Annotated in this window: 26 protein-coding genes; 13 read left to right on the top strand and 13 right to left on the bottom strand. The window is 43.6% G+C overall.

Annotated elements, in window-relative coordinates; all coding sequences use genetic code 11:
- Positions 1-72 precede the first annotated feature (72 nt).
- From NL644_RS02405 to NL644_RS02395, 3 genes are all read right to left on the bottom strand, one after another.
- Positions 73-1,632, bottom strand: coding sequence for a methyl-accepting chemotaxis protein (locus NL644_RS02405; protein WP_046873752.1), 1,560 nt, complete (start codon positions 1,630-1,632; stop codon positions 73-75).
- A gap of 345 nt (positions 1,633-1,977) precedes the next feature.
- Positions 1,978-2,328: a DUF3147 family protein gene (locus NL644_RS02400; RefSeq protein WP_005392525.1), complete on the bottom strand. Its 351-nt coding sequence runs from the start codon at positions 2,326-2,328 to the stop codon at positions 1,978-1,980.
- A gap of 51 nt (positions 2,329-2,379) precedes the next feature.
- On the bottom strand, positions 2,380-3,456 hold the full coding sequence (locus NL644_RS02395) for a nickel/cobalt efflux protein RcnA (RefSeq protein WP_253657931.1): 1,077 nt from the start codon (positions 3,454-3,456) through the stop codon (positions 2,380-2,382).
- Between the two features lie 135 nt (positions 3,457-3,591).
- On the opposite strand from NL644_RS02395, the gene rcnR reads away from it, so the two are divergent.
- The 3 genes from rcnR to NL644_RS02380 all read left to right on the top strand — a co-directional run bounded on the left by rcnR (position 3,592) and on the right by NL644_RS02380 (position 5,411).
- A complete protein-coding gene (gene rcnR / locus NL644_RS02390) occupies positions 3,592-3,864 on the top strand; it encodes a Ni(II)/Co(II)-binding transcriptional repressor RcnR (RefSeq protein WP_031780262.1) in 273 nt (90 codons plus the stop codon).
- 195 nt (positions 3,865-4,059) lie between these two features.
- Positions 4,060-4,986: a zinc dependent phospholipase C family protein gene (locus tag NL644_RS02385; protein WP_253657930.1), complete on the top strand. Its 927-nt coding sequence runs from the start codon at positions 4,060-4,062 to the stop codon at positions 4,984-4,986.
- The gene (locus NL644_RS02380) at positions 4,983-5,411 is read left to right on the top strand and encodes a hypothetical protein (RefSeq protein ID WP_253657929.1); all 429 of its coding nucleotides are present in this window, start codon (positions 4,983-4,985) and stop codon (positions 5,409-5,411) included. The genes NL644_RS02385 and NL644_RS02380 overlap by 4 nt, the downstream gene beginning before the upstream one ends.
- Positions 5,412-5,535: 124 nt before the next feature.
- Here NL644_RS02380 and ppiC read toward each other — a convergent pair whose 3' ends face one another.
- A complete protein-coding gene (ppiC, locus tag NL644_RS02375; protein ID WP_074189873.1) occupies positions 5,536-5,877 on the bottom strand; it encodes a peptidylprolyl isomerase PpiC in 342 nt (113 codons plus the stop codon).
- A gap of 214 nt (positions 5,878-6,091) precedes the next feature.
- Here ppiC and NL644_RS02370 point away from each other — a divergent pair, with 214 nt between their 5' ends.
- On the top strand, positions 6,092-7,006 hold the full coding sequence (locus NL644_RS02370; RefSeq protein WP_005392519.1) for a chemotaxis protein: 915 nt from the start codon (positions 6,092-6,094) through the stop codon (positions 7,004-7,006).
- Between the two features lie 100 nt (positions 7,007-7,106).
- Here NL644_RS02370 and NL644_RS02365 read toward each other — a convergent pair whose 3' ends face one another.
- From NL644_RS02365 to hutW, 4 genes are all read right to left on the bottom strand, one after another.
- Positions 7,107-7,643 (bottom strand): ATP:cob(I)alamin adenosyltransferase, encoded by a 537-nt coding sequence (locus NL644_RS02365; RefSeq protein ID WP_253657928.1) that lies wholly within the window; start codon positions 7,641-7,643, stop codon positions 7,107-7,109.
- 97 nt (positions 7,644-7,740) lie between these two features.
- Positions 7,741-8,271, bottom strand: a complete 531-nt coding sequence (hutZ, locus tag NL644_RS02360) for a heme utilization protein HutZ (protein WP_006742192.1) — start codon at positions 8,269-8,271, stop codon at positions 7,741-7,743.
- Between the two features lie 56 nt (positions 8,272-8,327).
- Positions 8,328-8,831 carry a heme utilization cystosolic carrier protein HutX gene (hutX, locus tag NL644_RS02355; RefSeq protein WP_164665812.1) on the bottom strand — a complete coding sequence of 168 codons (504 nt, stop codon included), beginning with the start codon at positions 8,829-8,831 and terminating at the stop codon, positions 8,328-8,330.
- Positions 8,832-8,860: 29 nt separating this feature from the next.
- Complete coding sequence (hutW, locus tag NL644_RS02350; RefSeq protein WP_253657927.1) at positions 8,861-10,231, bottom strand: heme anaerobic degradation radical SAM methyltransferase ChuW/HutW; 1,371 nt, start codon at positions 10,229-10,231, stop codon at positions 8,861-8,863.
- Between the two features lie 160 nt (positions 10,232-10,391).
- Between hutW and NL644_RS02345 the strand changes: the two genes are divergently transcribed.
- The 6 genes from NL644_RS02345 to NL644_RS02320 are packed head-to-tail and all read left to right on the top strand — an operon-like array spanning position 10,392 to position 14,976.
- Positions 10,392-11,141, top strand: coding sequence for an energy transducer TonB (locus NL644_RS02345; RefSeq protein WP_253657926.1), 750 nt, complete (start codon positions 10,392-10,394; stop codon positions 11,139-11,141).
- Positions 11,141-11,839: a MotA/TolQ/ExbB proton channel family protein gene (locus NL644_RS02340; protein WP_005392513.1), complete on the top strand. Its 699-nt coding sequence runs from the start codon at positions 11,141-11,143 to the stop codon at positions 11,837-11,839. The genes NL644_RS02345 and NL644_RS02340 overlap by 1 nt, the downstream gene beginning before the upstream one ends.
- On the top strand, positions 11,836-12,249 hold the full coding sequence (locus NL644_RS02335) for a biopolymer transporter ExbD (RefSeq protein WP_243327580.1): 414 nt from the start codon (positions 11,836-11,838) through the stop codon (positions 12,247-12,249). The genes NL644_RS02340 and NL644_RS02335 overlap by 4 nt, the downstream gene beginning before the upstream one ends.
- Positions 12,250-12,277: 28 nt before the next feature.
- Entirely contained in the window at positions 12,278-13,147 is an 870-nt protein-coding gene (locus NL644_RS02330) for a hemin ABC transporter substrate-binding protein (RefSeq protein ID WP_012842436.1), read from the top strand.
- A gap of 9 nt (positions 13,148-13,156) precedes the next feature.
- On the top strand, positions 13,157-14,194 hold the full coding sequence (locus tag NL644_RS02325) for an iron ABC transporter permease (RefSeq protein WP_012842435.1): 1,038 nt from the start codon (positions 13,157-13,159) through the stop codon (positions 14,192-14,194).
- Complete coding sequence (locus tag NL644_RS02320) at positions 14,194-14,976, top strand: heme ABC transporter ATP-binding protein (RefSeq protein ID WP_006742198.1); 783 nt, start codon at positions 14,194-14,196, stop codon at positions 14,974-14,976. The genes NL644_RS02325 and NL644_RS02320 overlap by 1 nt, the downstream gene beginning before the upstream one ends.
- A gap of 191 nt (positions 14,977-15,167) precedes the next feature.
- Here NL644_RS02320 and NL644_RS02315 read toward each other — a convergent pair whose 3' ends face one another.
- The gene (locus NL644_RS02315; protein ID WP_005392508.1) at positions 15,168-15,629 is read right to left on the bottom strand and encodes a TetR/AcrR family transcriptional regulator; all 462 of its coding nucleotides are present in this window, start codon (positions 15,627-15,629) and stop codon (positions 15,168-15,170) included.
- A gap of 607 nt (positions 15,630-16,236) precedes the next feature.
- Here NL644_RS02315 and NL644_RS02310 point away from each other — a divergent pair.
- A complete protein-coding gene (locus NL644_RS02310) occupies positions 16,237-16,536 on the top strand; it encodes a YfcZ/YiiS family protein (RefSeq protein ID WP_005375307.1) in 300 nt (99 codons plus the stop codon).
- A gap of 74 nt (positions 16,537-16,610) precedes the next feature.
- Here the strand turns inward: NL644_RS02310 and NL644_RS02305 are convergent, their stop codons facing one another.
- Positions 16,611-16,883: a YnjH family protein gene (locus NL644_RS02305; protein ID WP_182032997.1), complete on the bottom strand. Its 273-nt coding sequence runs from the start codon at positions 16,881-16,883 to the stop codon at positions 16,611-16,613.
- Positions 16,884-17,200: 317 nt separating this feature from the next.
- Between NL644_RS02305 and NL644_RS02300 the strand changes: the two genes are divergently transcribed.
- Positions 17,201-17,800, top strand: coding sequence for a hypothetical protein (locus NL644_RS02300; protein WP_031780261.1), 600 nt, complete (start codon positions 17,201-17,203; stop codon positions 17,798-17,800).
- Positions 17,801-17,872: 72 nt separating this feature from the next.
- Here the strand turns inward: NL644_RS02300 and NL644_RS02295 are convergent, their stop codons facing one another.
- A complete protein-coding gene (locus NL644_RS02295; protein ID WP_006742201.1) occupies positions 17,873-18,982 on the bottom strand; it encodes a 1-acyl-sn-glycerol-3-phosphate acyltransferase in 1,110 nt (369 codons plus the stop codon).
- Between the two features lie 191 nt (positions 18,983-19,173).
- On the opposite strand from NL644_RS02295, the gene NL644_RS02290 reads away from it, so the two are divergent.
- Positions 19,174-19,782, top strand: coding sequence for an AraC family transcriptional regulator (locus NL644_RS02290; RefSeq protein WP_114322838.1), 609 nt, complete (start codon positions 19,174-19,176; stop codon positions 19,780-19,782).
- Positions 19,783-19,903: 121 nt separating this feature from the next.
- On the opposite strand, the gene NL644_RS02285 is transcribed toward NL644_RS02290, so the two are convergent.
- On the bottom strand, positions 19,904-20,386 hold the full coding sequence (locus tag NL644_RS02285) for a hypothetical protein (RefSeq protein ID WP_006742203.1): 483 nt from the start codon (positions 20,384-20,386) through the stop codon (positions 19,904-19,906).
- A gap of 14 nt (positions 20,387-20,400) precedes the next feature.
- Positions 20,401-20,934: a nicotinate-nicotinamide nucleotide adenylyltransferase gene (locus NL644_RS02280; RefSeq protein ID WP_048625315.1), complete on the bottom strand. Its 534-nt coding sequence runs from the start codon at positions 20,932-20,934 to the stop codon at positions 20,401-20,403.
- Between the last annotated feature and the right edge of the window lie 6 nt (positions 20,935-20,940).

Here is a 20,940-nt window from a genome sequence, read left to right as displayed (position 1 = left end):
TTCTCAAATAAAAAAGCCAAAAAGCCAGCAATCGAGATTTACTGGCTTTTGCAAAAGGATTTCCGTTGGCGTTTAAATTCTAAACGCTCCTACGTGACGATCGAGAGTTCTCGATAATTCCGCAAGTTGTTGACTTGATTCTTCCAATTGCTCACTCGCCGTTAGCGCGTTTTTCACGGAGTGACTGACGGTATCCATATTCATGTTAATTTCATTTGCTACCGTCGATTGCTGTTCTGTTGCCGTTGCCACCTGAGTATTGATATCCAAAATGGTGGTCACTTGATCTGCAATAGCCTCTAGTGCTTGTCGAGCGAGCTCCGTTTCTGCAGTGCCTTCTTCAATTAGGGTTCTACTATTACTCATTGAATTAACCGCACTTTGGGCTTCGGTTTGCAACTGATGGATCATGTTGTCAATTTCATCAGTGGACTGAGCCGTTTTAGTTGCAAGATTACGAACCTCGTCTGCCACTACGGCGAAACCTCGTCCGGCATCACCGGCGCGCGCTGCTTCAATAGCGGCATTTAACGCCAATAGATTCGTTTGCTCAGAGATCCCTCTAATGACTTCGAGAATACTACCAATCGACTGAGTGTTGTCCGCAAGACTTACGATAATATTGGAAGTACTGTTCATCTCGTTTTCAAGATTCGTCATCGCCGTCTTAGTGCGTTCTAGCGTCTTGTAGCCATCTTGAGTCTCATTACTTGCCGTGCTCGCAGCACTTGCTGCACCAGCAGCATTTGACGCGATTTCGTTGACGGTCGCGATCATTTCGTTCATAGACGTGACAACCAGCATGGTTTGCTCATTCTGCTCCTGCCCTCTTGCAAGCGCTTGTTGAGATTGTCCACGCAGTGCGACAGCGGAACCATTCAGCTCTATACCAGTATTTACAACTTGTGTAATGATTTCATGTACCTTGCCAACAAACACGTTGAACGCCGAAGAAATTTGTGCGACTTCATCATTACCTTTTGCTGGCAAACGAACCGTTAAGTCTCCGTCACCTTTCGAGATGTCTTGCAACGCCTCCTTAAGCGCAGAGAGCGGTCGCATCAGCTTGTTGAGTAGCAGCGATAGAGCCAAAACACACAGAACGAAGATCACCACCATGGAAATCAGTTGGGAAGTAATAATTCCATTCGTCGCTTGGCTTACCTCTGTAATAGGAATACCAATATCAAACGTGCCGTACAACTGACCATTCACGTAGATCGGCGCCATGATATCAAACACCCACACTTTCTGGACATCGGCATACCACTTTGAATACTGTTGTACCCCCTTGGTTGCACCTTCAACGGTGTAGTTATCATTGTAGGTTTTATTTAGCTTTTGCTTATCACTGTGAGCAACCGCCGTCACATTGCGATCAATTACGACTGCATAGCTTACGTCTGAACGTTGTTTCAAATCCTCAACGAGCGATTGTAAGTCTTGCATTGGATTGGCTGAGTTCTCCAAAATATAACTTGCATTTCCTGCTAAAAACTCAGCTTGAACTTGGGATTTGTTTAAGATGATGTCATCGATTTTCTGACTCGAAATTAGGTACGTTGATGCCATACTTGCCACGACAGCAATACCAAACATGGCGCAAACGGCTAATAAGATGATTCTTTTCATTTTAATTGTCTCGGTACAATTCAATGTGATGCTCACGACAGAGCGTTAAGCCTTTCGCCTCTTATAACCAATACAAACTGTATTTTTAGCCTGTTTGGCAAAGCTAGACGTAACTTTGTAGCCACTGTATCTGCCTGATTACCGATAACTTTAGAATGAAGGAAGAAAAGTCTTCAAAACGTCACATTTCTACGAGGTTTGGCTGAAAGACAAGAGAGCAATCGCTAACTTCAAGTAAGCGGCCACACTGTCATCGAGCGTTAAAGAAAGAGTTCTAGTTAGAGCCTTGAAAATATAAATAAGCGAACGCTTCGACCTATATTCTTACAATTCTCCTTTGCTCAATTAAGTTAATTCTATTCCAAACTCTTTAATAACGATGGTCACAATAAAGAAACAAACGATTGAAATAATGGCGCAAATTCCCAAAGAGAACCAAAACGAATATCGGCTCAGTAAGAAAGGAAAAACTAGAAACATCGGCAATGTAGGCAGTACATACCAAAAAGTATAAAACGCGTGGTTCGCGAGCTTTTCCTGACCTTGCCCTTCAATATACATCCAAATCAAAGCTAAAATAGTGACCGTCGGGAGCGCTGCAATCAGCGCTCCCGCTTTATCACTTCTCTTGGCAACTTCAGATATCAGCACCACTATTCCTGCGGTTAACGCGTACTTAGTAATCATCCACAACATGAAAGAGCTACCTTTAATAAACAAAAAGCGACGTAATAATTACAACAGAGCTTAGCTCATTAACGTCGTAAACCCGTGCATGCCCATATATACACCAACGGCACTAATCAAGATCCCCGATAGATAAGGTGCACGACGAGCCACATCGTTCAAACCACTCCACTTCGATGTTGCTTTTTGAACGCCCACTGCCGCGACAACACCAACCGCAACTAAAGTTAACGCTAGACCAATACTGAACGACACCACCAAGGTTGCACCAAGTGTCATGGCCTTAAGTTGCAAACAAATGAGTAAAACAGTGACCGCCGCCGGGCATGGTATTAACCCACCAGTCAAACCAAACAGAAGTATTTGTCCATTGGTAACATCTCGATCGCCAAAGCGCTTTTGAATATCTAGAGCGTGAGCACGCTCATGAGCGTCTTGGTACTCTTTATTCCCACCTTCCGAGTGGGAATCCGCATGAAAATGCACCTCGAAATCGTGGGTGTGATCATGGTGCCCGACCATCAACGTGACGAAAAAATCATCAGAGGCTTCAACACAGGAGGCGGATTCCAAATAGCCATCGCGATAAATAAAGTGATAAATATCAGAAGGCTGTCTGATTGCGTTGGGTAGCACTAGTTTAACGTTTTCAGCCGTTAAAGGCTTACCGTTAAGTGTGCGTAACTGAAAACGGCAGTGATGCCCTTCATCTACGATAGAAAGCGATAGATGCCCATGACCAGTATCGACAACTTGCGTTCTCCAGTCTCGAGCTTGCTTATGAGCTTTGTGCCAAGCTCGCTCATCGCTCCACGTTCTCCAGAACATCCATAAACCCGTCGAAACGATAATCACCCCAGAGATAAGCTGCATCCATGGCTCCGCAGCTTCTGCAGTAAATCTTTGGCTTATATACATCCCACCCGCAGCAATTATCCATACGATCGCCGTATGGGAAAGCGTTGCAGCCAGCCCCAACATCACCGCCTGCTTCACTGTTCCTTTTACGGCCACAATAAACGCCGCCATCATCGTTTTTGAATGTCCTGGCTCTAATCCATGTAACGCTCCTAATAAAATGGCGCTGGGAATAAAGAACCACCCATTACCTTGTTGTAGTAACGCGACAAAATCCATTGTTGTTCTCTGTTGTTGATTCTAATTTATCGCAAACCATACTCCCCCCTAGTATTAAATACTACCCCCCAGTATAAATTGAGTGCTACATTATCAGTTAGAATAACTCGGCCCGTAACTTAAAGAAGATAAGACATGTCGCATACAACCAGAGATCAAAAGAAGCTCAACACTCGAGTCAGTAAAATACAGGGTCAGGTGAATGGACTTAAAAAAATGCTGGAAGAAGAGCATGAATGCCAAGATGTGTTGCAGCAGATTGCCGCTATTCGGGGGGCAGTAAATGGTTTGATGCGAGAAGTAATTAAAGGTCACTTACTTGAGCACGTCGTATTGGAGGAAGAATTAGAAAAGCGTGAAGCTGATATGGAAGTTGTACTAAAAGTGTTGGACTCCTATATCAAATAACACGATTTCATGAATTTTTTGAAGTGCCATTATCGAATTTCATTAAAATAGATAACGCACGTCCTAAGGCGATAATTTGCAAATGCCTCGCTCGATATCCAACACATAAACATTTATTTTCTAAGACTCGAGTCGCAGCGAACATATTGCCTGCATAGTAAACTCCATGCATTTAAACTGTACATGGAGGTTACTATGCCTGGTGCTTTCGCACATATCACTGCGGTAAATGAAGCTTCTGCTAATAATGCATTGATGAAGTTAAACATACCTCAAGAAGCAAAAAAGGCTTTAGCTCAAAATAAACGGTATTTAGAGCTCGGTTGTGTAAGCCCCGACTATCCTTACCTTGCTCTAATGAATTCTGCGCAAAATAAGTGGGCAGATAAAATGCATTACAACCACGTTGGTAAGCTAATTGATGCTCTTATTCAACAGGTAAAAGCCGAAGATAACGAACACTTTGAAAAAGCCTTCTCATGGTTATGTGGCTTTGTAGCACATGTAGCAACCGATATTACTCTTCATCCTGTTGTTGAATTAAAAGTGGGCCCTTACGCAGAGAACGCCCAGCACCACAGAATTTGCGAAATGCACCAAGATGCTTATATTTGGCCATCCAGGATGCAACTCGGAAGTATTGGCCTTGCAGATAGAGTCAGAGAAAACATCGGCAGTTGTGTGGACCAGAGTAACAACAACCTAATAGATCCAGTTATTCGTACTATTTGGTCTAGTGCCCTTTCAGCTACTTACCCTGAATATGCTAAAGAATGCGAACCTGACGTAAACGTCTGGCACGAAGGATTTCAATCCATTGTGGATAATGCTGAGGAGTCGCATCGCTTATTTCCTTGGGCGAGGCATGTGGCTTCCAAGCTAGGGTTAACTTACCCGCTTCCAAACGAAGTTGACTCTACTTATATTCAAGATTTAGAAACGCCAGATGGTATTAAGCACTACGATGAAATTTTTGATAAGGCGATTAAGACAATCCAAATATTTTGGGAAAAGCTGGCAGCTTCCATTTATGAAAACCAAGATACTGGCTTTTTTGAAAATTGGAATTTAGACACTGGTCGAAATGAAAACGGACAGCTTAGTGCTTGGAGAAATCTATGAAGCTAATCATCGTTATCACCCTTCTTCTCTCATTGACTTCTTGCGCTAACAAATCTCAATATTCTGAAGAAGTCATGTTTGATATGGCCTCGATTTTAAAAGATGTAGCCCAAGCTGTTGACGGTGAGCTCAAGTTTGGAGAAACAGCAGGACTAACAGAAAAAGAAATCTTCGAAAATGCGATGTCAGCTAATCCAGCTCAAATCACCAAACTCTCACAGTTAGCTATCGATGGAAACATTTCTAATTATCGAATTCTTTCAGAGTTTCAAGGTAATAATGCAGTTATGTTGATATGTGACGGAGATATAGCATTAATGGAAGATGCAGGTTGCAACTCAGAATTTGATAAGATCTATTGGGACTCTCCAAAACCTTACTCATGCCAAATCAAACTTGATGAGGCAGCTCTTTGTACTGATTAACAGTAGGGAAAATAGAGGAAATTTATGAGTAATACATGGCTTTAACTTATGCCTGTCATGTATTACTCACAATATGCAGAAACAGGTAATATTTAAAAAGCTCAAGCTTACCTGTAAGAAATCACTACGTTCTGTAAAGCACTTTTACAACATGCCAGCCGAACTTGGTTTTGACTAGATGTGGCGTCAGAACCTCGCCAGAAAAGCACACTTTGTCGAACTGAGGTACCATTTGACCACGGCGGAACTCACCAAGATCACCACCGCGCTTACCTGACGGGCAAGTGGAATACTTCTTCGCTAGTGTCTGAAACTTTGCGCCTTTTTTCAGTTGCTTGATAATGTCTTCTGCTTGCTCTTTGTGCTTCACAAGAATATGTAATGCGGCTGCTGTATTTGCCATTGATCTATCTCTCACTATTCTGGTCGCGCAAGTGTACCCAATCCCTTTTAACACGCCAAACATTTCTTGTTTATACCTAGGCGGCTTCAAGGCTCAAATACATGGGGCTATCAAACTTTCGGCATGACAAGATTAAAATACAACCAAGTTTTGCTCAGTTAATCACTATTCTTTAAGAGATTGTCTAAAAAGCTCACATTTGTCTCTCCGATGGTTGAAGCCTTCGTCTGATAAGATTAGATTAGACACAATTCGGTGGTATTTATAAGGTTATTTCATGGCAAAAGTCGTTAGTAAAGCGAATCAATCTCAGGGCATGTTGATGTTCAAACTCACCCTGCAACAGAGTTTCGCGATAGGCACGCTAAAAGTCCGTGAAATCGTTCCGTATATGCCAACCACGAAGATCCCTTACTCGCATCATCACGTCATTGGCACCGTTACAATACGTAACTTAACAGTGCCTGTGATCGACATGTCAGCGGCTGTCGGCTTTCGTCCTATCAGTGAAGAAGAATACAAGAATTGCTACTTGATCGTGACAGACTGTTTGCGAACCGTGGTCGCCTTTATGGTTCGTAGTATTGAGAAGATCATTGAATGCGATTGGAAAGCCATTGAAACCCCACCAGCGAGCGCTGGGAAAAATATTTTCGTAACGGGTATTACTCGCTACGAAGACAAAACGGTTCAGATGCTGGATGTCGAACTGCTGCTTTCCAAAATTTATCCGCAATACGAAAACTCAAAGATCCCGATGCTGACAGATGTTGAACGTGAGCGCCTAAAAGCATTAAGCATTCTTTTGGTGGATGACTCTTCCATCGCTCGTAAACAGCTGTGTGATGCTCTTGATAGTATCAATATCGGATACCAAATTTGTAAAAATGGTTTAGACGCATTAGAGCTGATGAAAAGCGAGGCTGAGGCTCATCGACCAATCGATATTTTGGTCAGTGATATTGAAATGCCAGGGCTTGACGGCTACGAGTTAGCATTCGAAGTGCAAAATGACTCCGCTCTTAATCACTCATACCGCATTTTGCATACGTCGTTATCGAGCGAAATCTGTGTAGACAGAGCTCACCAAGTTGGCGCACACGAGGCGCTTGAGAAGTTCAATGCTGGTGAGCTGATTGAAGCCATGCTGCGCGGTGCAAAAGAACTAGAAGCCAAAGCTATGGCTTCTTAACTCTAAACTAAACAGCCAAGAAGCAAATTGTCGAATATGGTGTTTTGCGGCCATTTTTTCGCGCAGAAGCTTTGATGTTTGCAGCTGCTAGTTTCTCAGGTCACTTCTTTGGCATCGAGTAACTACGAGATACAAACTCTGTCTCTTCGACTTGATTGATGTGATTAATATAAGAAGCCAAGCTATAAAGTACATTCGCTAATAAGTTCGCGTAACGAAATAGAATGGGGGCAGGTTGTTTCTTACCTGTATGTTCAACGGCAACTAATGCTCGTACCGTTTTTTTAGCTTGGCAACGGCACAAATGCAATTGACTGGCTGCCGGGTGCCCTCCGGGTAGAACAAAACCTTTGAAGCCGCCATCAATGCGTTGTTTGAGCAAAGCATAATCGGCCTTTAACTCTTCAACTTCCGCCTCTGTAATCGCTAATTTTCCGCGAACCGAACCATTTAGATGATAAACATTAGGCTGCATTCTTGTCAGTATATCGCGGCTAAACTCGTCCAACTCCATAGCGAGAACAAGGCCAATACGACTACAAAGTTCATCTGCCGTGATTTCAAAGTCACAAACTGGACTGTCCTCGTAAATAAACGGATAGCAAATCTCGCTCAATTCCTTGCTCACAGGCTTCATGCTTTTGTTCCAATATAAAAAAGGGAGCCAGTATAACCTAACTCCCCTTATGCGTTCATTATTCCGAATGATCGATATTTACATGACCGATTTACAATCAAGCACTTTCGATTTTCTTGTGACCTTCTTGAAGGTGAACAAAATCTACTAAATCATCACCAGACACTTGATACGCCTGACCAAAGCCTTTAACAAATAGCCCCGATTCTGGCTTTAAGTTAAACAACACGAAATCCTCTAGTTGGCTGAGACCATCAATTATCTCCCCAAAACGTTCTTTCATTTGTCCAACAACTTGGTGCCACATCTCCGTGTCACGCTCAACCACATTTGCCACAGCATCAAAAGTTAAACGCTTACGAGCAAACAACTGCTTTGAAGATTCTTCATCTTCGATCATCATCAAAGAAACGTTAGGATTTTCTAGAAGGTTACGAGCATGACGAGCGATTTTAGAAATGAGTACGAAGTAGCCTTCCTGATTTTGGACATAAGGCGCGTAGCTTACATTAGGGCGACCTTCTGCATCGACAGTTGCAAGCTGAAGCGTACGACGCTCCTGACGAAACTCTTTGATCTCTGGCCCTAAACGACCTTGCAAACGCTCTTGTTTAACTTGTTGATCCATATTGATACCTGACTTTACTAATTAGTATTCGAGTTGAGCCTCGATTATGTTTGTGATTACTTTTTCAATTCGGCTTGTAGGGCGCGGAATGCGGTGACTTGATCTTCAAGTAGCTCGCGCTTTTCGTTACGGCCTAAATAAACTTTGAAAATATTGCTTCCGCACTCAGAGAAAAAGCCAAAATAGTGACTCTCTCTACCCATAAACGGTTTGCTGACCAACGCTACATTTTTAACATTATCTAGCTTCAAGTGACCGTGTAGCTCACCTTCTCTGCCCATTAAATTGTAATAGCCACGCGCCACTTTTCCTTTTGGGAATGGTGCTTTGACTTCAAAAATAGAGCCAAAAGAGTGAACAATAGTCGTCACCGGGCCGAAACCAACCAAACCTTCTAGAATGTTTTGTGCTTGCGCTCCTGGAGCGATGGCCACCATTTCCTGCGGCAAAGCCGCAACAACCTCAAATTCAGAAATGCTGAGACGTTCTGCCATCGCTGCTGGCAATAATTGCGGTTCTTGCTCTAGTAATGCTTCAACTTGTTGTTTGATTGATTCCATATGTTTTCCGTCTTTGTTCAACTTTTTCATTAATTATTGGATACTTTCGGTACGGTTTCATTCGTCTCTGACGTAAGTACCTGAATACAACCTTGAGCCAACGAAACTGCCCAGAAACTACCAGCAAGAGTAAGAACTAGGCTGCGTTCATGCAGTTCCACTAAACCTTTTTGCTGCCACACTTTAAATAGAGGCATTAAAAATCCGAACGTGTCCTCCCCCATAAACGATGGCAGTTGGTTTGCCTGAACGATACCGCGATCAAACCCGGATTTGAGTGCAGCAAATAGTGGCTCTAGAGGGCTTTGCTTCATCATCATAGCGATGGTGCTTTGCCCTTCTTTGATGGCTTTAATATAGGTCGCCAATGTGCGATGTTGCATCATTCCGTAACCACCGATATTACCTCCAGCGCCACAGCCAATTGGCAGTACCTCTGCATATGTCTTGGCTAAACTGTTGTATAAACTACGTTCACGGTTATCGATTGCCCAATGGTTCACACTCAGTTGCTTCATATGGTGTTTGGCCATAAAGTTCACACCGAGCTCATACATGCCTGCTTTTTCTGGCGTGGTAGCTGGTGGGGGGATTTTTCCTTTTTCTACAAGGTTGAGCATGGGAGCTGACCCACCAACCACCAACTGATACAAATCCAGTCCGTGTGCGCCAGTCGAGAGAAAATCATTTAAATCTTGCTCTAACACTTCTTTGGTTTGATAAGGCAAGCCGTAGAGTAAATCGATAATGACAGGAATTTTGTCATCGTTGGCAATCTCGCTAACTCGCTTTAGCACATCTTCTCTATCATCTAACCGTTTCGCGCTGCGACGCACTTGTGTATTAAAACTTTGTACACCAAAAGAGAAACGATTAAATCCACCGTCGAGAGCGCCTTGGTATAGCTCATCAGAAAAACGGTTGATGCGACCTTCTAAGGTGATTTCACAATCCGCAGCCAAAGGAAAGTGCTCATGAATCGCCTGACCTAACACGCGAACCTGTGCTGGAGACAGATCCGTTGGCGTTCCACCACCGATATACACAGCATGGAAAATACCGTTTTGTGTCCAAGGCAATGCAGCTTTCTCCTTGAGCTCCTGCATCAGTGCGTCAAAGTACTCATCAACCAGTGCGCGGCTCGCAGCATTTTGAAAGAAGTTACAAAAGGTGCAACGTACGCGACAAAATGGAACGTGAATATAAAGACAACGTTTATTGGTCGCTTTAACCGAGTTAGCGGTAACGCTTGAAAAAATTGCCTGTTGCTGAGGTGGAGGTACAGGCACGCTCGCTCCGCCAGCGTGTGCCGAATGTTTCTTAACAAAGGCAAATCGCAATGGGTCAGGGCTATCGCTTCCCAACACTGATTCGTCAAATTTATCGATATCGACGCTCATATATACTCGCTTAGCTCCCACCATATAAGGGATGGAGGCTGGTCTTTAAAAATCTGCAAGAATCATAATTTGAGCGTAATGATAATGCAATTGATAATTGATCTTATTTCGGTTGTGAGTAATAATCTGCTCAAGTTTTCATAGTTTCCCGAGATATTCCGTGAACGTACAAAGATATGTCATTGCAGGAGGTGCTTCCCTTGCCATCCATGCCGCACTTCTTTTTGTTTCTCAAGAAACGAAAGTGTTCGCGATGCCTGCTGGAAATCCAGCAAGTTCGGTAAGTTTAAACCTTGTATCGGCACCACCACCTACCGTCGAAAAATCCACGCCAGAAAATGTGGCGCCACCAAAAGAGCCGCAGCCTCAGGAGCAGCCTGAGCCAGAAAAGAAGATCGTAAAGAAACAGGTCGTTAAGAAAGACGCTGTTAAGAAAAAGGTAGTGAAGAAAAAAACAGAGCCGATTAAACAATCCAAGCCTAAGACGGTGGAACCAGCCAAAGCCGTAACAAAACAAGAGAATCAGCCCGAAGCCAAACCGAAGAAAAAAACGGAACCGGCGAAGAAAGAGATGGTCGCTCAGCAAACCGCGCCAGCGAGCCAATCCAAAGGGGCAACGTCTCAACCTATTTTGGTCGACAAACCTACGTTTGTGAATCAACCAACTCAGCCTCGCTACCCAAGATCTGCACAAAGACGCGGTATCGAAGGCGTAGCCTTATATGAAATATGGCTCGATGAAAATGGCAATCAAATTAAACAGGTTTTGATTGAGTCTTCCGGCACAAAATCGCTGGACGCCTCAGCGCTTCGTGCCATCAAACAGTGGCAATTTACACCACATATTTCGGGCGGGCTAAAAGTGGCTCACCGAGTACAAGTACCTGTTCGTTTTAAGTTGGATGGATAATGGAACAACTACAAGAATTACAAACTCAACTTGGCCTAATGACATGGCCTTTGATCATTTGCTCAGCCCTCACCGTCATGATCATTACCGAGCGGTTATTCCACGTTTTGATTAGCCTTGGCGTAGGGAAACGAGCCATTCGCCAAAAACTCATTGGGTTAGACCCAACGAATGGAAACGATCTTGAGACGCTTGCAGAAGAATTGTCGCATAAGCGACCGCTCCTTTATCGTGGCGTTGCCATGTTGCTTGCCCATCACTCTTTCTCAAAGTCTCTAAGAGAAGATGCCGCAGGCATTTGGCTACAAGAAAAACGTCATCAGCTGCATTCTGGCCTTCGCTTACTGACGTTGATTGGCGTCATTAGCCCTTTGATTGGTTTGCTTGGTACGGTACTTGGCTTAATTGAGATGTTCAAAGGCATCGCTGTCTCAACGGGGAATATCACCCCGAATGATTTGGCAGACGGTCTAGGTTTGGCCATGCGCACTACTGCAGCAGGTCTTATTATCGCCCTTCCTGCGATTTCAGGAGCACAAATCATTGGTTTGTGGGCGGATCGTGTGATCGCCAAACTCGAACACACATTAAACTATGTCAACTTATGGCTTGAAGGTATCTCTCTGCAACACGTGTCGCCAGACAATTCAACATTAGCAGTGCGCTCTTCTGCAAAGGTCGAGGCAGAAGCACAATGATTAAAACGCCACAAGACAACACTCGTAACGACTTAACTCCTGATTTAACACCGCTGTTGGACATCATTTTTATCGTAATGGTTTTCCTGATGTTAACTGCAGCGGTCAAGCTCGATTCATTAGATGTCAATTTACCGAGTACAGAATCTCAGGCCGTTGCAGATGTCGATAAGCAATCCATCACGGTAAACATTCTTAAAGACGAGCCTTACTGGGCCATTAACGGCAAGACATACATCAATTGGGACAACTTTACCCTCGCGCTGCTAGAAGAGAGTAATTCAAGCGATAAACCGATTGTGATTGGAGCAGAAAAAACCGCGAACATTCAGTCGCTAGTTCAACTTCTCGGCTTTTTACAAGAAAACGGAATTCAGGCAACTCAGTTACTCACTGAAGAGCCGTCATAAAAATAAATAAGATAGAGATCCTTTCAAAATGAAGAACACACGTGCCACCATTCATGCTGTTGTTACGGCAGCCATTTCCCTACTTGCGAGTAGCCAACTTTTTGCCAATGAAACACCATCATCAGAGCGTGTTGTTAGTGCAGGCAGTGCCGTCACTGAACTGTTGCTTGAACTCGACGCCAAAGATAGCTTGGTTGCTATCGACGTAACCAGTCAGTTACCAAAAGGCATGGAACTGCCTAAAGTAGGCTACCATCGCCGCCTTTCAGCAGAAGGGTTGCTCGCCTTACGTCCGACAAAAGTCATTGGCTCTGATGAGATGGGACCGAAAACAGCATTGAACCAATTAAAAGCGGCGGGGGTAGATGTAGAAATCGTCAATACCGATGCCAACGTTGAGGGCCTTTACCAACGTATCGATCAAATTGCGAACCTTATGAATCGCCAGGCTAAAGCGGAAGATTTAAAGCAAGATGTGAAAGCGCAAGTTCAAGCACTCAATGCAAATCAACCTGCTCAAGCTCAGAAAAAGAAAGTACTGTTTCTACTCATCCATGAAGGTCGACCTGCGAACGTTGCAGGATCAGAAACCACCCCCGATGCAATTATCCAGCTAGCAGGCGGACTAAACCCAGCTGCTGACCAGCTGTCTTCTTACAAGCCTTTATCCACAGAAGCCATGGTAGAGATGCAGCCTGACGTTATTCTCGTTAGCGGTCGCAGCTATGAAACGCTGGGCGGTGCCGATGCGATTTTAAAAGCAATGCCACTTCTCGCCGCAACACCTGCGGGAATGAATAAAAATATCATCACGATTGACGGTCACGCCCTTGTTGGTGGTTTGGGTCTTAAAAGCCTTGTAGAAGCCGAACGTTTGAATGCGCTGCTTTACCCATAGAGACATGACATGTTGTTAAGACGTATCTCCCTTTCAACGACGTTATCCGTACTTAGCGGCTTTTTAGCATTTGTTGCTATCGCCTCTATTACAGTAGGTCCAATGAGCATTAGTTTCACTGACAGTTTGCGAAGCCTAACAGGAAGCAGTTCTGATCTCGCTCCTCACATTCAGTTGGTGATTAACGAGATCCGATTACCTCGCACCATTTTGTGTATGTTCATCGGCGCCATTTTGGCAATTTGTGGTGTGGTTATGCAGGGCTTATTCCGTAACCCGTTGGCCGAGCCCGGCATCATTGGCGTGTCTGCTGGCGCTGCTCTTGGTGGTGCATTCGCTATTGTTGTATTTGCTGAGTTTAGCCAAAACTATCCGCAGCTAATGAACTTAGCTGCGCTGCCTCTTTTTGCTTTCCTAGGTGGTGCGTTGACGACCATTCTCGTTTATAAACTCGGCACAAGTAAATTTGGTACCTCAGTTACGATTATGTTGTTAGCTGGTGTCGCCATCAGCGCGCTTTCAGGAGCGGCGATCGGTTACATGAACTTTATCGCTGATGATCAGATGCTACGAGATCTAACACTTTGGTCGATGGGCTCATTAGCTGGCGCAAATTGGTCGGGGATAGGCCTATCCGCTGTCACGCTGGTCGTCCTATTATTCTGGTTCCAGAAAAAATCGATGGCGCTAAATGCTCTGCTGCTAGGGGAATCAGAAGCAAGACACTTGGGAGTTCCAGTCCAAAAACTCAAAAGACAGCTTATTTTGCTCTCTGCATTGGGGGTTGGTATTACGGTGAGTATTAGTGGTGCAATTGGTTTTATTGGGCTCGTGATTCCTCACTTAGGACGCATGCTAGCAGGCCCCGACCATAGAACGCTACTGCCAATCTCTGCACTCATGGGAGCGCTGCTTCTTACCGCTGCTGATATGTTTGCTCGTATTGCCGTGGCACCAGCAGAATTACCCGTCGGTATCGTGACCGCCTTGATCGGTGCGCCCTTCTTCATCTACTTATTGTTCCAGCAGAAAGGGAAGATTTTGTAATGAACCAGATCGTTTTATCGGGTAAAAACATTTCGATGAAATTTGGCAAGCGCGTTGTTCTCGATGACATCAATATTGATATCCGAGCTGGTGAAGTGACCGCCCTACTCGGCCCCAACGGTGCGGGCAAAAGTACTTTGCTCAAGCTTCTGTGTGGTGAAATCTCTTCAAATCATGACATCGCCTACTTCGGTAAACAAAAGCATGATTGGGAGCCTGAAAAAAGCGCAAAACACATTGCGATGCTTCCACAGCACAGTACGTTGACCTTCCCATTTCTAGCCAGAGAAGTGGTCGAATTAGGCGCGATTCCGCTATCGCTGTCCAATAAAGAAACCACTAAGTTAGCTTTACATTACATGGAACAAACCGGTGTAATACATTTGGCAGAAAGCCTCTACCCATCTTTATCTGGTGGCGAAAAGCAACGATTACATCTAGCACGCGTGATGACACAGCTACACCAATCTGGCGAGAAACGAATCTTGATGCTTGATGAGCCAACCTCTGCGTTAGATCTCGCCCACCAACACAACACGTTAAAGATTGCTCGTGAGGCCGCGAAAACACAGAACGCCGCGGTCGTAGTCGTGTTGCATGACTTGAATTTAGCCTCCCAGTACGCAGACCGACTTGTACTTTTACATAACGGCAAACTGGTTTGTGATGACACACCATGGAATGCACTGACGCCAGAACGCATTGAGCTCGTTTATGGCTACCGCTCCATCGTGACAAAACATCCAACTTTAGACTTTCCTCAAGTTCACGCCGCCGCTTAGCGTGTATCTCTTCTGAGCCGTCTATTCTGCTTTCCAAACGACAAAGGCCCGCAATAATCATATTGCGGGCCTTTGCTTTGATATTTAATCGAATCTTGGGCTCAAAAGAGCGGCGAGAAAATTACTGTGTTCTGCCTTGGCTTTATAACCAAAGCAGCAAACAAGTGTTCATCTAGCGCTCTCAATTGTTATTACTTGCTCATTTGGATCAATGAACGACCAATCAACCATTCGAGCTCTTTGTCACCACCTGCGCCAAACTGGCTTTCAACCATTTTGTATAAACGGTCAATACCGTTAGCAGCAAATTCTTGCGCATTTTCGGCCGTAACAATGTGATGGAATAGCAGTCGTAAAATCGCGAGGAACTCAGCATCTTCCAGTGCTTTAATCCAACTTTGTGAAAATGCACTTAGCCCTTTATCAAACTCTAGGTGTTCAATAAACATTTTAAAGATACGGCCATCCAGTGCGGCGGTGAAGTCCGTTTTCTTAGGGAAGTGATGGCTAATACCGGTACGAGATATACCTGTCTGCTGACTTAGAGTCGTGTACGACATTTTGTCGTAACCTAGTCTTAGTAGCTGATCAACAACGGCATCCATGATCTTTTGGATAGTGATTTCGGTATCTTCTTTACTACGCTTTGGCATATTTTAAGCTCTTCTCTTTGTAAATCCATCTAACTCACTATTAAATGAGGCCAGAATGAAATCATTCTTAGCATTATACCCAAATTGCCCAAGGCACTTCGTTAAGCGAAACCTAAAAATTGAACCGCTAACACCTGCGCATTAAGGCCATTTGGATATATGTACTGCGACTACTTAATATAAAGTTAAGTTCCAAATCATAACGTCTTTACAGTGCGTAATGTGCAATTTGCAGTTATGTTTTTGTCAATACATGCTACTCAAAATAAGGCGAAAAGTTAGTCTCATCAAAACCTTGCGCCAATTATTCATCGAAACTATTCAAAGACCAAGAATGATAATTATTAAAAATAATCAATCAAGAAATAGTCTTATAAATTGTCCATTAGTTCAACTGGGCTGAGCGAAATCTCGTCACTATGTTCGTTAATTGATTTTAAATGTTGATATATATCACATTAACGTTCTTGATGATTTAGTAATCCAATCTTTAACCCTTACTTAACAAGCGCCTATTCTGTTCTTTTTTTATTCAAAACTCGTCATTTTTGTAGATACAGATCAAATACCTGATAGAATACCCTTAGTATTTACAAGAGGATTCGTTATGAGTGTCGAATTAGAAAAAAACCAAGTATGTGAAGCTTGCGGCTGCGCAGGCGAGATTGGCTTCATCATCAAAGAAGGTGACGAAGTTGCCGACGTAACGGTTTTCGCACAGACAAAAACAGAGCTAGAGTCTGAACTACAAAAATACATTGAGCTCGCTAAATCAGTATGTGCTGATGTTGAATACAATGTTTCTGAAATAACAGAAGAGTCAAACCAAGCGACGGCTCGATTCAAATTTGAAGTAAGTGCTGAAAAGCTTATCTTTGAATTAAAAACTCGCTCACTCGCGCGTTAATGGAAAAAGCGAGCTCTGTGCTCGCTTTTTTATTTTTCCGTTATCCTAATATTAAACAGACCGTTTTTTGGCGTTTATTTATCTTTTTTGAATACCACCCACTTTAACGAACCATTCGTTTCAAAATCGTTCTCAGCTGTACACATCAGTAATACACCCTCAACATTAATCACGGCTCCGGTGGTGTAGGCTTTATCATCGTAGTAACAGATACGCTGACCTACCTTGCCGTCAGCGACCACCAGCGCTTTGCTTTCTGGCGTACTGTATGATTTAGCAAAAGCGGCCCCAGATAGTAGTACTGCTACAACACCAGCGGAAAAAATAGACACTCTTTTTAACTTCATGAAAATCTCCCTCAGACGCTCATGATACTAACAAGGACGCTTGTTCAGTTCTTGGCAGAACCTCATATTCTTCATATCTCTACTGATATTTTTCTCACATTTACTTTTAAATAAACTATATAATCAATCACTTAATCATTCCCTAACTTGCACACTGAAGCAACTCGGCATCGTGAGAGCGTGTATGCTTTCAGATAAAGCCCTAATTTGAAGTTCTTGGGCTAAAAATCAAAAACTGTTAACAAAGTATGCATAATGAGTCTATTTAAGTATAAGATGAGCACTTAAGATCTCTATGTTTAACTAAGTCTCTGGCTATGCGTTTTGTTTCCCTTTTCCTTACCTTGATGCTGCTCTGCTTCCCATCTTTCGCATATGAGCTAGATTACTACTCTAAGTTTGGTCACACCGATAATTACGGTAATCTTGATCTACGAAACAAACCTTACACCCAATTACCTTCTGGGTTAGTGGTCAAAGGCAACTTAAATATCTCGCAAACCCCGATCAAAAAGCTGCCTAAGGGGCTTGATGTTGGAGGCAGTTTGGAAGCAACCAACAGCGCACTCAAAACCATTCGCTCAGGTACAAAGATAAAAGGTTATGCGAATCTACTGGGTAGTAAGATCGAAAGCTGGCCTAGGGGCATCAAACTCGGCGGTTATCTGAACTTGACGGATACACCATTAAAAACGCTCCCAGCTAAACTTCGAGTCAAAGGCGATTTAAGTGTTATTCGCACTCCTATCTCTGCTCTTCCTGAAGGATTGGTGGTTGATGGTAACCTTTATATAGGAGGATCAGCGCTACAAGTATTTCCAGACACGATGACGGTGAAAGGGAATATCTTTTTAGGTGGCAACAAGATTACCAAGTGGCCTAGCAATTTAACCCTTGGCGGGGCCGTTGCTCCTTAAAAAGTAGACAAAAAAAGCCCCGGAAAACCGAGGCTTTAAGGCGTTCATAATCCATCAATTCAGTGATGAATATTACTCTTGGTTGTTCACTGGGTTGGCATAGCTCGCCACCAAATAAGGTCTTGCCCCTTCAGGTAACTGCTCCAATTTATCCGCAAGATGACGTTTCACCGCCTCTGTGATGATGCTCGAATCTTCGCGTCCAGCAGCTAACAAGTTGATTGGGTACAACTTGTAGTTATTGTGAATTTGGCGGTCGATTTCACCGGCAAGAGATTCTGGCGTTTCAAACTCTTGATCAATCACATCACCAAACGCGACATGCACACGACCTTTATAACCAATGATGCCCTGAATGATGCTTTCGATATCTTCAAATTCACCTTTTTCATAACGGCCATTTTCTGCTTTTTCGTACAGCTCTTTTGCTTTGGCAATGTCACATGGATCATTTTCATAGGCAATCGAGACAGGAACGATTTTCAAAGAACGCGTGTATTCACCAAAGCTGATCTTCTGCTTGCGGCCTTCAACATGGAACATTTTTAAAATCGCAGGATCAGTAAAGTCGTTTCCATCTTTGGCACGACCTTCCTTTTGGGCAATCCAAATTGAATTACCGGTATCAAGCGAGTGTTTAATGTAGCTCGACAGTTGTCCTAATGCTTTCATCATTTCTCTAGGCGCCTTAGCAGAGCGCTTAACGATGAAGCTTTTATTGAGTCGCATCAATTCTGTCGCACATGGCTTCTTCAGCAGGTTGTCACCAATCGCAATACGAACCGTACGGTGCCCACTTTGGTACAAGCCATAGTTTACTAGCGCAGGGTCCATCGCAATATCACGGTGGTTAGAAACGAATAAGTACGACGTGTTTTTATCCAGCTTATCCAAACCAGAAAAAGTGACGCCATCCGTTGTCTTATTCAATGTATCTTTCAGATACTTCTTCACTTCAATCTGAATCGCTTCTACTGAATCAAGCTTGCTCCATTTAGCTTTCAGATAGATGCGCAGGATCGGGCTCATTAGCGTTTTAAACCACGCTGCTTTATTAGCAAAGCGATGATCGAGAATAGCAGTGATAAATTCATCATCTTGGATTAGACGATCCAGCGCTGCTGGAATTTCTTCGTCATTGTAAGGACGAATTTCAATATAAGGATCGGTATTGGCAGTCATTGTTCATTACATATCAAAAAAAGCTGGCACATTTTACGCATAGTTTTGCTGACAAGCAGCATTTCAACCCATACTTTTAACATGGTCATACCAGTTAGGCTACAATTTCTCATGCTAAAAAATTCTCTCAGCTGGTTGGAATCGTATAGGTTTAACGTTACCCTTAGCGCCAAAAAACACTGGTACTCATAATGAACTACGCAATTGAATTTCACGACGCTAAATACCCCTTTCTTGAAGTAGCTGCGCGCAAAAAAGCACTGAAGCACAGTCTGCTGTCTGTCGTCGAAGGGTTAGCCGTCATTAAATTGGGTAAGCAGGAGTATGCCATTGAACCAGGCCAATATTTTTGGATTCCTCAAGGATGTTTGAGCTCCCTCACCTTTTTACCTAATTCTCGTGTATATCGTTGTGATTTTTCTGTGCGTTTAAATGATGACTTCTCACAACAAGCAGGGTTTGTGAAACCTTCACCGCTGCTAAAAGCCCTCGTCGAGAAACTAGCAACAACAGCCGAGCGCTCAGATCTGCAAACCGATCTGCTGACGGTAGTAAGACATGAAGTATTGACTCTCTCTCCTAAACTAGTGCACTCAACGTTAACAAAAACCATCAATCAGTGGACGCCTGGTTGTGACATGGACATTTCTAAAGAGCTGTGCTTGGTACTCACACTCCGTGAAGCAAGAAAAATGAAGCTGTCGGGGAAGAAAGAAGAGCAGATTGTCGATACGCTTTTTGCGGGTAACACAGAAGAATATGAGCAACTTTGCTTTTTGGTCTTTGGAGAATCGCTATAAGTCGCACTCTAACGAGCCATCTTTTCAGTATTACGCAGAGTAACGCGCGCAGAAAATAGAGACTCAAATAAAAAGGGCGTACATGGATGATGTACGCCCTTTTTATGTTCGCTCAAGGTGACTAGAAGGGAACTTCAATCTGCATCATCCAGTCAGCGTCGTAATATTCGTGCCAACGATAATCAAATCGCATTCTTGGCTGTCCGTCGGATTTATCACCAAAGCCCACGCTAAACATCAGGCCATGACTACGGAGCCACTCTTCTGTGTCCATTTTGCTCTCTTCGTCTCGGAGCTCTTCCGGCATCCAAAAACCAAGCCCAAAATAATTCTTTTCTAGATTTTGGGTTAGGAGTGGTGTGTCTTCCGGCTTAATCGCCCACTCTTCCCAATAGTTTTCTGTTGGCCCTTCGAATTTCGCTTCCGCAGCATACCAAATCAACGCATCCGTACTTAATACGCCAATGGAATCTAAAATTTCTTCACAGATAGGAAGGGTGTTATCTTCAAACACAACAGAACGATCAGAAAAATAGTTACACGCAGAATGAGCTTGTGTGACCACAAGCAGCGCACATGCACTAAATACGGCTAATCTGACCATGAAAATCTGACCTCTCAGTTCCCAGATAATGTTTCTTTGTATAACCCTTCGTTAAGCAACAATTCACAGACGGACGGGGTTGTGTAGGCGTTTATGTCTTCACCCGTAACCAATGCGTTACGTATATCCGTGCTTCTGACTTTTACTTTTTCAGGGCACGCCATAACAGTCCAACGTTCCATAATCTCTTCTGCTCTACTAAATTTAGCAAATTTGAAGAAATTATCAGGACCTATGACAAAAGTTATATCGGCTGTTGGGTAGATTTCTTGAATTTTTTCTAACAACGCATAGGTTGTCACACTTTGTCCGGGTTGGTACAAAGCTTGCTCTGCATCAGAACGCCGAACATTAGAAAGCCCCATATCTTTGATGAATGCATCAACCATTTTGCACCGAGTTGGGTAATCGAGCATATTCTTGCCCCAAGCGTGTGCAATGCTAGGTTCAAGTAGCACAAGGTCAAAGTGGCTCAATGACTCAATAACACTTTTGTGCCCTAAACTAGGTGGGTTAAATGCACTACCAAAAATGGCGATTTTTTTCATATCCGG

Origin of the sequence: Vibrio sp. Y10_XG_PY6 (assembly GCF_024181795.1) — a bacterium.
GTDB lineage: Bacteria > Pseudomonadota > Gammaproteobacteria > Enterobacterales > Vibrionaceae > Vibrio > Vibrio diabolicus.
The sequence above is the reverse complement of the archived record's forward strand: the minus strand, read 5'-3'. Positions and strand labels throughout refer to the sequence as shown.

Coding starts and splice junctions, on each gene's coding strand:
- NL644_RS02405 (WP_046873752.1), bottom strand. CDS start 1,632: ATGAAAAGAATCATCTTATTAGCCGTTTGCGCCATGTTTGGTATTGCT.
- NL644_RS02400 (WP_005392525.1), bottom strand. CDS start 2,328: ATGTTGTGGATGATTACTAAGTACGCGTTAACCGCAGGAATAGTGGTG.
- NL644_RS02395 (WP_253657931.1), bottom strand. CDS start 3,456: ATGGATTTTGTCGCGTTACTACAACAAGGTAATGGGTGGTTCTTTATT.
- rcnR (WP_031780262.1), top strand. CDS start 3,592: ATGTCGCATACAACCAGAGATCAAAAGAAGCTCAACACTCGAGTCAGT.
- NL644_RS02385 (WP_253657930.1), top strand. CDS start 4,060: ATGCCTGGTGCTTTCGCACATATCACTGCGGTAAATGAAGCTTCTGCT.
- NL644_RS02380 (WP_253657929.1), top strand. CDS start 4,983: ATGAAGCTAATCATCGTTATCACCCTTCTTCTCTCATTGACTTCTTGC.
- ppiC (WP_074189873.1), bottom strand. CDS start 5,877: ATGTTTGGCGTGTTAAAAGGGATTGGGTACACTTGCGCGACCAGAATA.
- NL644_RS02370 (WP_005392519.1), top strand. CDS start 6,092: ATGGCAAAAGTCGTTAGTAAAGCGAATCAATCTCAGGGCATGTTGATG.
- NL644_RS02365 (WP_253657928.1), bottom strand. CDS start 7,643: ATGAAGCCTGTGAGCAAGGAATTGAGCGAGATTTGCTATCCGTTTATT.
- hutZ (WP_006742192.1), bottom strand. CDS start 8,271: ATGGATCAACAAGTTAAACAAGAGCGTTTGCAAGGTCGTTTAGGGCCA.
- hutX (WP_164665812.1), bottom strand. CDS start 8,831: ATGGAATCAATCAAACAACAAGTTGAAGCATTACTAGAGCAAGAACCG.
- hutW (WP_253657927.1), bottom strand. CDS start 10,231: ATGAGCGTCGATATCGATAAATTTGACGAATCAGTGTTGGGAAGCGAT.
- NL644_RS02340 (WP_005392513.1), top strand. CDS start 11,141: ATGGAACAACTACAAGAATTACAAACTCAACTTGGCCTAATGACATGG.
- NL644_RS02335 (WP_243327580.1), top strand. CDS start 11,836: ATGATTAAAACGCCACAAGACAACACTCGTAACGACTTAACTCCTGAT.
- NL644_RS02330 (WP_012842436.1), top strand. CDS start 12,278: ATGAAGAACACACGTGCCACCATTCATGCTGTTGTTACGGCAGCCATT.
- NL644_RS02325 (WP_012842435.1), top strand. CDS start 13,157: ATGTTGTTAAGACGTATCTCCCTTTCAACGACGTTATCCGTACTTAGC.
- NL644_RS02320 (WP_006742198.1), top strand. CDS start 14,194: ATGAACCAGATCGTTTTATCGGGTAAAAACATTTCGATGAAATTTGGC.
- NL644_RS02315 (WP_005392508.1), bottom strand. CDS start 15,629: ATGCCAAAGCGTAGTAAAGAAGATACCGAAATCACTATCCAAAAGATC.
- NL644_RS02310 (WP_005375307.1), top strand. CDS start 16,237: ATGAGTGTCGAATTAGAAAAAAACCAAGTATGTGAAGCTTGCGGCTGC.
- NL644_RS02305 (WP_182032997.1), bottom strand. CDS start 16,883: ATGAAGTTAAAAAGAGTGTCTATTTTTTCCGCTGGTGTTGTAGCAGTA.
- NL644_RS02300 (WP_031780261.1), top strand. CDS start 17,201: ATGCGTTTTGTTTCCCTTTTCCTTACCTTGATGCTGCTCTGCTTCCCA.
- NL644_RS02295 (WP_006742201.1), bottom strand. CDS start 18,982: ATGACTGCCAATACCGATCCTTATATTGAAATTCGTCCTTACAATGAC.
- NL644_RS02290 (WP_114322838.1), top strand. CDS start 19,174: ATGAACTACGCAATTGAATTTCACGACGCTAAATACCCCTTTCTTGAA.
- NL644_RS02285 (WP_006742203.1), bottom strand. CDS start 20,386: ATGGTCAGATTAGCCGTATTTAGTGCATGTGCGCTGCTTGTGGTCACA.
- NL644_RS02280 (WP_048625315.1), bottom strand. CDS start 20,934: ATGAAAAAAATCGCCATTTTTGGTAGTGCATTTAACCCACCTAGTTTA.